General features: G+C 55.3%; 15 protein-coding genes. 6 read left to right on the top strand and 9 right to left on the bottom strand.

The features are described 5' to 3' along the window. A partial coding sequence (locus HP459_RS04305) for a universal stress protein (RefSeq protein WP_171935962.1) occupies positions 1 to 288 on the bottom strand: 288 nt, incomplete at its 3' end. A gap of 283 nt (positions 289 to 571) precedes the next feature. Between HP459_RS04305 and uspB the strand changes: the two genes are divergently transcribed. Beyond that, complete coding sequence (gene uspB / locus HP459_RS04300) at positions 572 to 907, top strand: universal stress protein UspB (RefSeq protein ID WP_003861224.1); 336 nt, start codon at positions 572 to 574, stop codon at positions 905 to 907. 54 nt (positions 908 to 961) lie between these two features. On the opposite strand, the gene pitA is transcribed toward uspB, so the two are convergent. Beyond that, complete coding sequence (pitA, locus tag HP459_RS04295) at positions 962 to 2,461, bottom strand: inorganic phosphate transporter PitA (protein ID WP_022649706.1); 1,500 nt, start codon at positions 2,459 to 2,461, stop codon at positions 962 to 964. 228 nt (positions 2,462 to 2,689) lie between these two features. Here pitA and HP459_RS04290 point away from each other — a divergent pair, with 228 nt between their 5' ends. Then, positions 2,690 to 3,886: an NAD(P)/FAD-dependent oxidoreductase gene (locus HP459_RS04290; RefSeq protein ID WP_126315244.1), complete on the top strand. Its 1,197-nt coding sequence runs from the start codon at positions 2,690 to 2,692 to the stop codon at positions 3,884 to 3,886. Between the two features lie 30 nt (positions 3,887 to 3,916). Here the strand turns inward: HP459_RS04290 and HP459_RS04285 are convergent, their stop codons facing one another. Both HP459_RS04285 and HP459_RS04280 read right to left on the bottom strand, forming a co-directional pair. Beyond that, entirely contained in the window at positions 3,917 to 4,861 is a 945-nt protein-coding gene (locus HP459_RS04285) for a hydroxyacid dehydrogenase (protein ID WP_038416882.1), read from the bottom strand. After that, entirely contained in the window at positions 4,861 to 5,553 is a 693-nt protein-coding gene (locus HP459_RS04280; RefSeq protein ID WP_022649701.1) for an RraA family protein, read from the bottom strand. The genes HP459_RS04285 and HP459_RS04280 overlap by 1 nt, the downstream gene beginning before the upstream one ends. A gap of 169 nt (positions 5,554 to 5,722) precedes the next feature. Here HP459_RS04280 and HP459_RS04275 point away from each other — a divergent pair, with 169 nt between their 5' ends. Continuing rightward, a complete protein-coding gene (locus HP459_RS04275; protein WP_032674096.1) occupies positions 5,723 to 6,460 on the top strand; it encodes an IclR family transcriptional regulator in 738 nt (245 codons plus the stop codon). 36 nt (positions 6,461 to 6,496) lie between these two features. Here the strand turns inward: HP459_RS04275 and HP459_RS04270 are convergent, their stop codons facing one another. Continuing rightward, positions 6,497 to 7,831: an MFS transporter gene (locus tag HP459_RS04270; protein WP_045308786.1), complete on the bottom strand. Its 1,335-nt coding sequence runs from the start codon at positions 7,829 to 7,831 to the stop codon at positions 6,497 to 6,499. Between the two features lie 328 nt (positions 7,832 to 8,159). Here HP459_RS04270 and HP459_RS04265 point away from each other — a divergent pair, with 328 nt between their 5' ends. After that, positions 8,160 to 9,185 carry a TerC/Alx family metal homeostasis membrane protein gene (locus HP459_RS04265; protein WP_023298822.1) on the top strand — a complete coding sequence of 342 codons (1,026 nt, stop codon included), beginning with the start codon at positions 8,160 to 8,162 and terminating at the stop codon, positions 9,183 to 9,185. Positions 9,186 to 9,268: 83 nt separating this feature from the next. Here HP459_RS04265 and HP459_RS04260 read toward each other — a convergent pair whose 3' ends face one another. Further along, a complete protein-coding gene (locus HP459_RS04260; protein WP_063201337.1) occupies positions 9,269 to 9,931 on the bottom strand; it encodes an HAD family hydrolase in 663 nt (220 codons plus the stop codon). A 240-nt stretch (positions 9,932 to 10,171) separates the two neighbouring features. On the opposite strand from HP459_RS04260, the gene HP459_RS04255 reads away from it, so the two are divergent. Then, on the top strand, positions 10,172 to 10,687 hold the full coding sequence (locus HP459_RS04255; protein ID WP_171935961.1) for an NlpC/P60 family protein: 516 nt from the start codon (positions 10,172 to 10,174) through the stop codon (positions 10,685 to 10,687). On the opposite strand, the gene HP459_RS04250 is transcribed toward HP459_RS04255, so the two are convergent. After that, complete coding sequence (locus tag HP459_RS04250) at positions 10,684 to 11,478, bottom strand: SDR family NAD(P)-dependent oxidoreductase (protein WP_022649696.1); 795 nt, start codon at positions 11,476 to 11,478, stop codon at positions 10,684 to 10,686. The two genes, HP459_RS04255 and HP459_RS04250, sit on opposite strands and share 4 nt — an antisense overlap. 32 nt (positions 11,479 to 11,510) lie before the next feature. Further along, positions 11,511 to 12,392: a LysR family transcriptional regulator gene (locus HP459_RS04245; RefSeq protein ID WP_023298821.1), complete on the bottom strand. Its 882-nt coding sequence runs from the start codon at positions 12,390 to 12,392 to the stop codon at positions 11,511 to 11,513. 99 nt (positions 12,393 to 12,491) lie between these two features. On the opposite strand from HP459_RS04245, the gene HP459_RS04240 reads away from it, so the two are divergent. Then, entirely contained in the window at positions 12,492 to 12,998 is a 507-nt protein-coding gene (locus tag HP459_RS04240; RefSeq protein ID WP_022649694.1) for a phenolic acid decarboxylase, read from the top strand. A gap of 59 nt (positions 12,999 to 13,057) precedes the next feature. On the opposite strand, the gene acpT is transcribed toward HP459_RS04240, so the two are convergent. Further along, on the bottom strand, positions 13,058 to 13,651 hold the full coding sequence (gene acpT, locus HP459_RS04235) for a 4'-phosphopantetheinyl transferase AcpT (protein WP_022649693.1): 594 nt from the start codon (positions 13,649 to 13,651) through the stop codon (positions 13,058 to 13,060). Positions 13,652 to 13,653: the final 2 nt, after the last annotated feature.

The following is a 13,653-nucleotide window of genomic DNA, read 5'->3' as shown; positions in this document are numbered from 1 at the left end:
AACCAGCACCTGGCCCAGATCGCCGCTACCGCTTAAGGTTTCAGTGATTGGATAGCCCGCGTTGGTAGAAAGCTCGCTCAGCGCGTGGTGAGTCTCTTCGGAGATGCGTTTCTGCATATCGCCGAGATTCACGTCGATCAGACCGGTGTAGAGGTCGGAGTAATTCACATCAACGTGAATCAGCGAAACTTTCGCGTTGTAGGGACGTGCCATGGATACTGCTTTATCAACCAGCACTTTACTCTCCGGGGAGAGGTCTACCGCGATAAGAATGTGTTTGTAAGCCATAGTGTTACTCCTTCCTTAAGTTATCGATGACTAAATGGGAAAGCCGTCGTCTGATGCTTTCATTACGGCCCAGTTAAACATATTTTTCAAGCTTTGGTGTTGATAACGATTAACCTTGTGGCAAAAAAATTAACGGATCTCCTACACTATTTAATGAGCCGTTCGGATATTAAAACGCGAACCGGATCGACTTTTAGTCATTCTTTCACTGAACTGTCTGTCAGGGCATTGGGGTGCGGTAGCTCAGGAGCCTTGCTTCGTGGGTGGACGCCGGGGAGGATGTATGATTAGCACCGTCGCATTGTTTTGGGCGTTATGCGTGGTTTGCATAGTGAATATGGCGCGCTACTTCTCATCGTTACGTGCGCTGTTAGTGGTACTTCGTGGTTGCGATCCGTTGCTTTATCAATATGTGGACGGTGGAGGGTTCTTCACCTCGCACGGACAGCCCAGCAAGCAGATGCGTCTGGTGGGGTATATCTACTACCAGCGCTACCGCGATCACCACGATGAAGAGTTTATCCGTCGCTGCGAGCGCCTGCGTCGTCAGTTCATTTTGACCAGCGCCCTGTGTGGTCTGGTTGTGGTGAGTATGATTGCGCTGATGATATGGCACTGAGCATAAAAAAAGCGGGCCAGTTTCCTGACCCGCTTTTTTGTCGCCTTCAGCCGATTAAATTAGCTTCAGCGAAATCCAGTACAGACCGCCAGACAGCAGGATGGACGCCGGGAGGGTGAACACCCAGGCCATCAGAATGTTGGTCACGGTTTTACGCTGCAAACCGCCGCCGTCAACAATCATGGTACCTGCCACGGACGAAGAGAGTACGTGGGTGGTGGAGACTGGCATACCGGTGTAGCTCGCCAGACCGATAGACACTGCCGCCGTCATCTGCGCGGACATGCCCTGAGCATAGGTCATGCCTTTCTTACCGATCTTCTCACCGATGGTGGTCGCCACACGACGCCAGCCAATCATCGTACCGATACCCAGCGCCAACGCGACCGCCATGATGATCCAGATTGGCGCGTACTCAATGGTGTTGAGCATATCACCTTTCAGTTTCTTCAGCAGACGCTTATCGTCAGCATTGACCTCTGGCAGCTTCGCGACTTTATCGGTCACGTCGGAGATACAGAGCATGATACGACGCAGCTGACCACGCTGTTCTACAGCCAGTTTGTCGTAGCTTTCGATATCGGCCAGCATGCCTTTAGCACGTTCCAGCGCGTTAATCGCGTTTGCCGGGTGGCAATGGAACTCGCCCGGTGCAGTCAGTGCGCCAGAGTCAGGAGAAGGGATCAACTGGTCTACGCCGGTCGCTTTCTTCAGCAAATCAGGATGCTGCTGGAAGTAAGTCTCAACGTTGTTTACCGCATCACGGGTACGGGTGATCTCATAGCCAGAGGCGTTCATGTTAACCACGAAGCCTGCCGGTGCGACGCCAATCAGAACCAGCATCACCAGACCGATACCTTTCTGACCATCGTTCGCGCCATGAGAGAAGGCGACGCCGATAGCGGAAATGATCAGCGCGATACGCGTCCAGAACGGTGGCTTTTTCTTGCCGTCTTTCTTCTCACGCTCTGCTGGCGTCAGGTGGATACGTGCACGTTTCTTCGTGTTGCTCCAGTAGCGACGCAGGATGAAAATCAATCCACCTGCTACCACCAGACCGACGATAGGGGAGATGATCAGAGAGCCGAAAATACCCAGTACTTTAGGAAGGTTCAGCGCATCAACAACCGATGTACCGGTCATCAGGGCGTTAGTTAAACCGATACCGATAATCGCGCCGATAAGGGTGTGAGAGCTGGATGCCGGCAGGCCGAAATACCAGGTACCGAGGTTCCAGATAATCGCAGCAAGCAGCATTGAGAACACCATGGCCAGGCCATGACCGGAACTCACGTTAAGCAGCAGATCCGTTGGCAGCATATGCACAATGGCATAGGCAACGCTCAGTCCGCCCAGGAGGACACCAAAAAAGTTAAATACCGCCGCCATAACGACCGCAAGCTGCGATCGCATTGCGCGAGTGTAGATAACCGTTGCAACTGCGTTTGCAGTGTCGTGGAAGCCATTGATCGCTTCGTAAAACAGCACAAAAACCAGAGCAAGCAATAATAAAAGCCCGGTATGTAAATCCAGGCCGGCAAACAAATGTAGCATAGGACGTTACGCCATTTTGAGGACATGAACGCGGCGCATTATCCAGGACAAATGCGCAACGGGCAAAGTGAAATATAGACTTTTTTTGACATACCACCTGATTTGAGAAATGTGCCTGAATAGATAATCTTTAAATATCAATGAAATGGCTTTGTAATATCTTTTTACGCTGGTGCGACCACTGAGGAAACTTTACAATCCGCGGCAGTTAACGAAGAGGATTTTGACGTGGAAAGGTTTGATGCCGTAGTAATTGGCGCCGGTGCGGCGGGTATGTTTTGTGCGGCAATGGCCGGACAAGCGGGTCGTCGTGTGCTGCTGCTGGATAACGGAAAAAAGCCTGGCCGCAAGATCCTGATGTCCGGCGGCGGGCGCTGCAATTTCACTAATCTTTATGTCGAGCCTGCGGCCTATTTGAGCCAGAACCGTCATTTTTGTAAATCTGCGCTGGCGCGCTACACGCAGTGGGATTTCATCGAACTGGTGGGTAAACACGGTATCGCGTGGCATGAGAAGACGCTGGGACAGCTGTTCTGCGACGACTCCGCCCAGCAAATCGTGGATATGCTGGTGGCCGAGTGCGAGAAAGGCGGCGTAGTCATGCGCCTGCGCACCGAAGTGCTGGACGTCGCCCGTAACGAGCAGGGGTACACGCTGCAACTCAACGGCGAAACCGTCAGCGCCGATAACCTGGTGATCGCCAGCGGCGGCCTCTCGATGCCGGGGCTGGGTGCCTCACCGTTCGGCTACAAAATCGCCGAGCAGTTTGGCCTGAAAGTATTACCCACGCGCGCCGGGCTGGTGCCGTTCACGCTGCATAAGCCGCTGCTGGAACAGCTTCAGACGCTCTCCGGCGTGTCTGTGCCGTCGGTCATTACGGCCGAAGACGGCACGGTGTTCCGCGAAAACCTGCTCTTTACCCATCGCGGTCTCTCGGGGCCAGCGGTATTGCAGATCTCCAGCTACTGGCAGCCGGGGGAGTTTGTCTCCGTAAACCTGGTGCCGGACTGCGATCTGGACGCCTTCCTCAATGAGCAACGCGCCGCGCACCCGAATCAAAGCCTGAAAAATACCCTGGCGATGCAGCTGCCGAAGCGTCTCGTGGAGTGCTTGCAGGTGTTAGGGCAAATTCCGGATGTTGCGCTTAAGCAGCTCAACAGCCGCGAGCAGGACACGCTGGTGGAGACGCTGACGAACTGGCGCGTGCAGCCAAACGGCACCGAAGGCTACCGCACGGCGGAAGTGACGCTGGGCGGCGTGGATACACACGAACTCTCATCCCGCACGATGGAAGCCCGCAACGTGCCGGGTCTTTATTTCATTGGTGAAGTGATGGACGTGACCGGCTGGCTCGGCGGGTATAACTTCCAGTGGGCGTGGGCCAGTGCCTGGGCATGCGCGCAGGCACTCGCTGAGGGTAAATGACAAGCGGGCGCGGTCATTCATCATTGCATTTCAGGGGCTGACGGCGACGTCAGCCAGGTGTACAACGTCCAGAATATTGCTGGCGGCCACGGTTCCCATCTTGATGTATGACGCTGCGCTGACGCCGCCAATGTGCGGCGAAATGATGACGTTATCGACGGTCTGCCACAGGTTCGGGGCGGTCAGTGGCTCGCTGGTAAAGCTGTCGAGTGCTGCGCTGTGCAAGGTTCCATCCTTCAGCGCGTGTAACAGGGCTTCATCGTTAATTAACCCGCCGCGCGCTGTGTTCACCAGAATCGCGTTACGTTTACAGTGCGCGAGCGTGTCTGCGTTGATCATTCCTCTGTTGTCGTCAGTGAGCGGACAATGCAATGAGATAACATCGGCACGGGATAAAAGGTCGGGTAAGGTGTTTGCCCGTTCACAACCAGATGGCATCGTTTTAGCGTAAGGATCATACGCCACAATCTGCATGCCGAATGCCTGCCCCACCAGCGCAACCCGCGAGCCAATCGCCCCCAGACCGATAAGCCCCAGCGTCATGCCTTCCAGCTCGATAGATTTGTGCGTGGCTTTATCCCAGTGCCCGTCGCGCAGGCGTTTATCGAGGGTGACCACGGATTTGGCACAAGCCAGAATCAATGCCCAGGTATGTTCTGCAACCGCTGCCGCATTGGCGCCGGGGGCGGAACGAACGGCGATATTACGCGCCGCTGCCGCTGGCTGGTCTATCACGTCAATGCCGCTTCCGTGTTTCGATATAACCTGTAATGCAGGGGCTGCATCCATGATCCTTGCGGTTATTTTGCCGTAACGCACCAGGATGGCCACAGGATTGTGCCGTTCGCACAGCGTAACCAGCTGATCTTCTGTGGGCTGGTGACCGGCATACACCACGTCAAAGTCTCGCAGCATGCTGACAGCCTGGTCCGCCAGGTCGCATCCCGTGACCAGTACAACGCGTTTATCTTCCATTACAGCGTCTCCCCGTCAGATAACATGCCTGCCTTACGCAGCGCGTCGTTAAGCCAGTGTGGACGTAAATCGCCCTCACGAATAGCAGCAAGACGTCGGGTCTCTGTTTCGAGTTTCCCTTTGGCCATGGCGATAACGGCCTGCACTTCATCACGCGGGATCACCACCACGCCGTCGATATCCGCGACCACCAGATCCCCGGCTCGTACCGTTGCACCAGCGATAGAGATGGGGTGATTAACCCGGCCAGGAATGGATTTTGTCGGGCCACAGGGGTTAAGACCGGCGGCGAAGACGGGGTAGTGCCCTTTACTCAGGGTATCGGCATCACGTACCGCCCCGTCAATGATGATGCCCGCAATACCGCTTGCCTGGGCCTGCGTCGCCATAATCTCACCGAGCAGCGCACAGGTCAGGTCGCCTTTCCCGTCAACAACCAACACATCGCCAGGCTGTGCTACGGCCATTGCGGCATGGATGGCCAGATTATCTCCCGGGCGCACCTCCACGGTAACTGCCGGGCCCGCAACGGCCATGTGAGGCGCGAGCGGTTTGATACGACCATGGAGTGTACCGCGGCGACCGGCAACATCCGCCAGAATGGCGGCCTGATACTCGGCAGCCTGGTGAACCTGTTCAGCCGATACGCGTTCGACCTGACGATTAATCAATGATTTTTCAGAAACGGACATATATGCCTCCATATTGTTTTACTGTGTACAATGCAGGTGTACAATACAAAACAACTATAGCGGTGTTACTTTCCCATTAGCCAGATCTGCGATGGCGTTTGTGATGTAAACACGAAGTGACTCACAAAAATTGAGGTACACTCACTGCCGAGCAGAAAAGGAGATGATGATGGGTAACGAAGGCGTTGTAGCGGTCGAAAAGGCGCTGGCTTTACTGGATTGCTTCCGTCCCGGCGATGAGAGCCTGACGCTGACCGCGCTGGCGCAGCTATCGGGTTATCACAAAACCACGGTTTACCGGTTAATGAATTCGCTTGAGCGAATGAACTATGTCGTCAGGCATGATGACGGCAATTATGCGCTTGGCCCACGTCTGCTTTACCTTGGCAAACTTTATGAACAATCTTTCCATCTTTCCCGGGTGGTGCAGCCTGAGCTTCAGGCGTTATCACAGGCCTCTCAGGAGAGCGCCAGCTGGTATGTGTTAGAAGGCGGGCAACGTCTGTGCCTGTTCCGGGCAGAAGCATCGCACGGGTTGCGTCACAGCAATCTGCCGGGTACTCAGTTTCCGCTGGACGATTCTGCCATCAGTAAAGTGCTTCGCCACTGGGGCCTTAATGACGCGCTGCCAGAGGGGGAGCCCGCTGTTCCGCTCTATACCGCAGGCGCCCGTGACCCGCATACTGCGGCGTTCGCAATGCCCGTCTTCGGCGTCAATGACAAGCTGATTGCGGCGCTGGCGTTGACCGGGCCCATCTCCAGACTGACTGAAGATCGCCGTGAACAGGGGATCAGCCAGCTAATGCATGCCACCGCCAGCCGCCTGTCACAGAAAATGGGGGCCAGTAAGCCTTTTTGCCAGCAGTTTTATGGGGAAACGCAGGATACTGCGGAAGAGAGTCTCTAAGCATAAAGCGGGACGTGCGTCCCGCTTTTGTTATGTCTAATGGGTGACCTGCTTTTCATGCAACTGAGCATTGCGGGCCTGGCGTCCCATCACCAATACCGCGATACCCCCCGTGACGCATAACGCCGCCAGAGGAAGCATGGCCAGCGTGTGGCTACCCGTCCGTTCGTTGATAATACCGTAAGCGTTGACCATTACCGCACCGCCGATAAGGTTAGCGATGGCGCCAATTGCAGCCAGCCCCGCAGCCGCCGACGTGCTGCTCATCCAGCCTGACGCCAGCGCCCAGAAAGGCCCCTTCATTGAATACGCCCCTATCAGCATGATGCTCAGGATAACAATGGTGGCGGAAAGAGAGACGCTGACAAAGGCGGCAAATACGCCTGCGGCAATAATGAAAAGGGTCAGAGCGGTATGCCAGCGGCGTTCGTTGGTTCGGTCCGAACTGCGTCCCCACACAATCATCAGTACGGATGCCAGACCGTAAGGAATGGCGTTGAACAGACCCGTCTCCAGATTATCAAGGTGGAACGATTTCAGCAGCTGCGGTGACCAGACGCTGATGGTGGTGCCCGCTGATGACGCGCCTGCGTAAATCAGCGCCAGCAGCCAGATTTGACGATGCCTGAGCAACTGCCATGTCGTCTGGTGTCCGATATTTTTTTGCTGTTGACGCTCGGTTTCAAGCGTCGTTTCCAGCCATTTTTTCTGTTCCGCGTTAAGCCAGTTAGCCTGGTGCGGACGATCGCGAAGAACAAACCAGGCGGCAATACCCAGCAGGACGGCGGGTAAACCTTCAATGATAAACAGCAGATGCCAGCCGCGCAGACCCAGCCATCCATCCAGCGACAGAATCAACCCGGACAGCGGCGAGCCAATAAAATTGGCCAGCGGGATCGCGACCATAAAGGACGCGATAATTCGCGCACGGTAGCGGGAAGGGATCCACCAGGTCAGAAAGAGTACGACGCCGGGGAAGAAGCCCGCCTCCGCGGCACCCAGCAGAAAACGCACGATATAAAGCGACGTCGTGTTTTGTACCAGTGCCATACACATGGATACCACCCCCCAGCTGATCATAATGCGGGGGATCCACAGACGTGCGCCAACTTTCTGCATTGCCAGATTGCTTGGAACTTCAAACAGAAAATACGCCACGAAATAGAGGCTACTGGCGAAGCCAAACGCCGCTTTGCTGAGACCGAGATCCTCATTCATCTGTAGCGAAGCCATGCCGATATTGCCGCGATCGATAATGGAGACCAGATAACTGACTATCAGAAACGGGAGGATACGCCAGATCACCTTGCGCATAGTCTCTCTTTCTATGTCCTCAGTGGCGGCAGTGCCATTACGAATATGTTCTGTCATGTGTTCCTCGCAGGGTCTGTTCTTGGTTTTATCAGGTACAACTCTGTTTTATTAAACAAAACCACTATAGCGTCGGCGCCTTCTTTTTATCCAGTTAATGGAAGGTTTAAATGATGTAAATAAGACGTGACTCACAGTTAACGGGCTTTACCTCGTGAGCCTAAACGACAGATGCGCCACCCCCCGTTGTGAGGTAAAGTACACACCTTGCGCAGCCAAAGAGCTGCGGTTTTGTGGGGTATAGGCGAATAACACGTTCCCCCATTCTCACTTCTGGTTTACGCCAGCCTGCATGGTGTTGTGTTTTGTCTTCTTAAAAGGGTTGTCTATGTCTGCTGCTCATCTCGGTTTCCCGACGGAAACCGTTGTTGTCTTTGTGGTGATGGCCGTTGGGGCGATGTTTATCGACCTCTTCATGCACCGTCACGATAAACCGATCTCGCTGAAAAGCGCGGCCATGTGGTCCATCTTCTGGGTCATGATGGCGATGGCGTTTGCTGGCTTCTTATACGTGCACCACGGCGCGGAGATGGCCAGTCTGTTCCTCACCGGCTATGCACTGGAAGAGGTGCTCTCCGTCGACAACCTGTTTGTGATGATGGCGATCTTCGCCTGGTTCGGCGTGCCGGATAAGTATCGTCACCGCGTGCTCTACTGGGGCGTGCTGGGGGCGATTGTGTTCCGCGGTATTTTTGTTGCCATCGGCACCAGCCTGCTGAGCCTGGGGCCATACGTTGAGGTGATTTTTGCGCTGGTCGTCGGCTGGACGGCGGTGATGATGCTGAAACGCAATGAAGAGAGTGATGAAGTCGAGGATTACTCCAACCATCTGGCGTACCGCCTGGTAAAACGCTTCTATCCGGTCTGGCCAAAAATCAGCAGCCACGCGTTTATCCTGACCCAAAAAGAGGTGGACGCCGAGCTGGAGAAGCCTGAAAACAAGGATGTGATGGTAGGTCGCGTGAAGAAGGCGAAGCGCTACGCGACGCCGCTGCTGCTCTGCGTGGCGGTGGTAGAGCTGTCCGACGTGATGTTCGCCTTCGACTCCGTTCCCGCGATCATTGCCGTCAGCCGCGAGCCGCTGATTATCTACAGCGCCATGATGTTCGCAATCCTCGGCCTGCGTACCCTCTACTTCGTGCTGGAAGCGCTGAAGCAGTATCTGGTGCATCTTGAGAAAGCGGTAGTGTTACTGCTGTTCTTCGTGGCGTTCAAGCTGGGGCTGAATGCGACCGATCACTTCTGGCATCACGGTTATAACATCGGTGCCACGGCAAGCCTGTTTGTGGTGCTGGGGGTACTGGCGCTGGGGATTATTGCGAGCGTGATGTTTCCGGGGAAACGTGAGGCCTGATGTACCGCCCGGTGGCGCTTCGCTTACCGGGCCTACGACTGGGATGTAGGCCGGGTAAGGCGCAGCCGCCACCCGGCAAAAGGCTACTTTATTATCGGTGAGTTTCGGCGCTTGCGCGGATGATGGAAATGGCGCCAGTGCGGATCCTGCGCCGCCGCCAGCAGCTCGTGGTCGCCACGCGTGTCGCCCCAGGCGCGCAGGTGATATGCGTTCAGATCGCCATACACCTTTTCCAGCCTCGCCACTTTCTGCGCGCAGCGGCAGTTGTTGCCGGTGATCCGCCCGGTCAGCTTGCCGTCTTTCACTTCCAGCTGCGTGCCAATCAGCTTAATGCCGAGCTTATCGGCCCACGGCTGCAATACCAGCGCCGGGGAGGCGGAGCAAATCGTCACTTCCGCACCGGAATTAACTTCGTTGGCGACAGCCATGACCCCTTCCGGGCGCATCAGCTTGTTCCAGTATTTTTCACAGAAGGCCTCTGCCTGCTGACGTAACCAGTGCTCATCCACCCCCGTCAGGAAGGTTTTGATCAACACCTCTTTCAGCTCATCACGCGTCAGCTTGCGACGCACGCAGTGCAGCGTGGGCAGGGCCATGCGCACCAGGCGACCCGCAAAGTAGCGCTTGCCAAAGGCAAAGCGCAGGAACGGAATAAAACTGTCGTGGTGCGTCAACGTACCATCAAAGTCAAAGACAGAGAGCACGCTGGACTTCGCCACGGCTTCGTCGGCAATCATATTGGTCATAAATACGTCTTAGCTGAAATACACATTCTGTTCACTAGTTTACCTGCTTTAACACCACAGTCCTTATACCACGCACGAATTTTTATCAATCTTGCTGCATGGTATCGATTGTCCAAAATTAGATTTGAAAAAAGTTGGTCAAAAAACGAGCTGTATATATTATCGCCGCATCGAAAGATATTTCAGGGGAACGTTGGCCCCACAGGTAAGGAAAAATTCTCTCACTGCTTCTTTTTTAATATGACTTTCAGATCGTTTATTTCAATCCTTTCGTTAAGTTTTGTTTCATTTTCGGCGCTTAGCTTTGAGCTGCCAGCCTCTATGCTCGTGACGCACAGCGACTTAACGGTTGCACCCGCAAAAGCTGAGCTACTTCATCCGGAGAGCGATCCGCTTCGCTCCCGCATTCTTGACCAATACCAGAAGTGGAAAGGCACTCACTACCTCTGGGGCGGTACGACGCATAGGGGAGTAGATTGTTCTGCATTGATGCAACACCTGTTCAGCGATGCCGCCCATCTGGCCCTGCCGCGAACCACTGGGGAGCAGATCCACCGTGGCGTTCGGGTGGCACAACACAGTCTGCAGGTTGGGGATCTGGTGTTCTTTCAGACCGGCCCACATCGTCGGCACGTCGGCGTGTATATAGGCAACAGCCAGTTTATCCATGCCTCAAGTAGCAAAGGGGTGACCGTTTCCACGCTCACCAACAACTACTGGCAGCAGCGCTACATTACGGCCCGGCGGGTGGCTTAAACTATGTCATCCACCACGCCACCGTCAACGCGCAGCGCCGCGCCGGAAGTCGCGGAGGCCTGCATGGAACAGACATACACCACCATATTCGCCACTTCTTCTACCGTTGCGGCGCGCTGAATAACCGAGCTGGGGCGATTCTCCATCACGAACGCTTTCGCCAGCTGCTCCAGCGATTTGCCGGTTCTCTCCATCTCGTCTTTCATCATTGCGGCAAAACCGTCCGACATTGTCGGGCCCGGCAGCACGCTGTTCACCGTGACGCCGCTGCCTGCCACGAACTTCGCCAGACCGCGCGCCAGCGAAAGCTGGGCGGTTTTTGTCACGCCATAGTGGATCATATCCGCAGGAATATTGCAGGCCGATTCTGACGAGATAAACACTACCCGACCCCAGCCTTTTTGTACCATACCGGGAAGCAGGGCACGGGAGAGGCGCACGCCGGACATCACGTTGGTTTGCCAGTAGCGTTCCCAGGTCTCGTCGTCGGTGGAATAAAAATCCTGCTGGCCATAGATCCCGGCGTTATTCACCAGAATATCGACGTGCGTGGCGACCCTGAGTAGTTCGTCAACGCCCTCCTGCGAGCTCAGGTCGGCGATGGCGGCACGGACCTGTACGCCTGGCACCACCTGCTGGAGCGCCTGAATGCCTTTGTTCACCGAGTCGACGCTGCGCCCGTTGACGATCACTTCCGCACCGCTCTCCGCCAGTCCGCGGGCGATGGCAAACCCAATACCGCCGGTGGACGCGGTCACCAGCGCCACTTTCCCCGTTAAATCGATTTTCATCGTTCACTCCTTGTCGTTTTATGGTTCAAAACTTAAAGCGTAGCAGTTGACGATGACGGCTCCTGTTTAAAAAGGCGCAACAGCGTCTCAACCTGCTCGTCCAGCGGGCTGAGGGAGCGTTTAACGATGAGGTGCAGCGGCGTGGCGCGTCGAACGCCGTGGCTGAGGGGCAGGATTTTGAGGATGCCCTGCTGGAGCGGGGTCTGAATGCGTTCTTCCGGTAACCAGCCATATCCGACCTGATACATCACTGCTTCGATCGCGGCATCGATGGTGGAGAATGTCCATGACTCCCCGGTGGGGCGAACGGTGGGCTGGCTGTCTGCGATCTGAATGCGCGGCCACGGTCGAAGCATCTCGTCGTTAAGCGGTGTATCCAGCGCAAACAGCGGGTGCGCGTGATGCGCGACGGCAACAAAATCGATATTCATCAGCCATTCGCCCAGGCCGGTAATGTCCTGGCGGCGGGTTAAGACCATCACGTCGGCCTCATCATTGAGCGCATCTGCGCGGCTGTTTTCCAGCACCTCGGTAAGCCGCACCTGCGTTTGCGGGTACAGCTGCTGAAACTGGCGCAAAATCGCGAACAGCCGACTGCGCGGAAAAATACTGTCTACCATCAGGTCGATACGGGTTCGCATCCCGCTGCGCAGGGTCGCAGCGCGCGTTTCAACATAGGCGAAGGCTTTCAGCAGCGGTTTAACCTGGTTCAGCAACAGCTCACCCGCCGGGGTCAGCACGGCACGGCGTCCCTCTGTCATCAGGAGCGCTACGCCCAGCCGCTCCTGCAAAAGCGACAGGTTATAGCTGACCGAGGACTGGCTGCGATGGGTCTCTTCCGCCGCCTTAGCGAAGCTGCCAGCCTCGATGACTCTTTCCAGCAAGGCCCACTGTTCGAGCGTCGTCTTGTGCATGATTAATCTAAATTTTGGATGAATTTGATTCAAACATAGCGTTATTCATTCATTTTTTGAAGGGGTACGATCGTCTCATCAAAACAAAGGAGACATCTTATGAGCACCTTCGATAAACATGATTTAAGCGGTTTCGTCGGCAAACATCTGGTATATACCTACGACAATGGCTGGAACTACGAAATTTACGTTAAAAACGAGAACACGCTCGACTACCGTATTCACAGTGGTCTGGTGGGCAATCGTTGGGTGAAAGATCAGCAGGCCTACATTGTCCGCGTCGGGGAAAGCATCTATAAAATTTCCTGGACGGAGCCAACCGGTACCGACGTGAGCCTGATTGTGAACCTGGGCGACCGCCTGTTCCACGGCACCATCTTCTTCCCACGCTGGGTCATGAATAATCCGGAAAAAACCGTCTGCTTCCAGAACGATCACATTCCGCTGATGAACAGCTACCGTGATGCCGGGCCAGCGTATCCAACCGAAGTGATTGATGAATTTGCGACGATTACTTTTGTACGCGACTGCGGTGCGAATGACGATAGCGTTATTGCGTGTGCTGCCAGCGAGTTGCCAAAAAACTTTCCAGATAATTTAAAATAAGCTTAGCAACGCGTTAAATGCACAACGGCCATTTCGGTTTTAACCCGAATGGCCGTTTTTTATGCCGCAGAAATACCGGAGTAAGTCACCGATTCCGCCGTTAAGGTGAAAGGCGTAGGGGTACAGACCGCCAGACTCAGCGAGCCGAAGCGCAGCTGGCTGACCGGGAGCGACTGGGCGGTGCTGTCAATGCTGACAATCTGCCACGCGCTGCCGCCACGCTGTTTGACGATCGCCTCTTTGCGCGTCCAGATGCGCCAGAATGCGGAAAGCTGCTCTTCCGGTGCTTCACGCTCCAGCTCGTCATGCTCGGTGAGGCTGAAAACGGCATTCGCCAGCGCCTGCCAGTTCTCCCGCGGGCGGATCACTTCGATATCGCAGCCAACCTCGCCTTCATCGCTTATCAGCATGGCAATATCGTCCCCGCTGTGGCTCAGGTTAAACCACAGCGGATGGCCGTTAGCGAAGGCCGGTTTTCCCTGCTCGCCGTAGATTATCTCGGGAAGCGGTGAGGGGGATAAAGTTCTGGCGAGCAGCGTCCGGCCTGCAAGCCAGGAAGCGTATCGCGCACCCTGAGGTGCCATATCTGCGAGCGTTGACGCCAGGGGGTCCGCGCTAAGGGTGGAGATCTTTCCCAGTACAAACTGGTACATAG

The organism is Enterobacter sp. CM29 (assembly GCF_013179605.1).
GTDB lineage: Bacteria > Pseudomonadota > Gammaproteobacteria > Enterobacterales > Enterobacteriaceae > Enterobacter > Enterobacter intestinihominis.
Note: the sequence above shows the minus strand (reverse complement) of the source record. Positions and strands in the feature narration are given on the sequence as shown.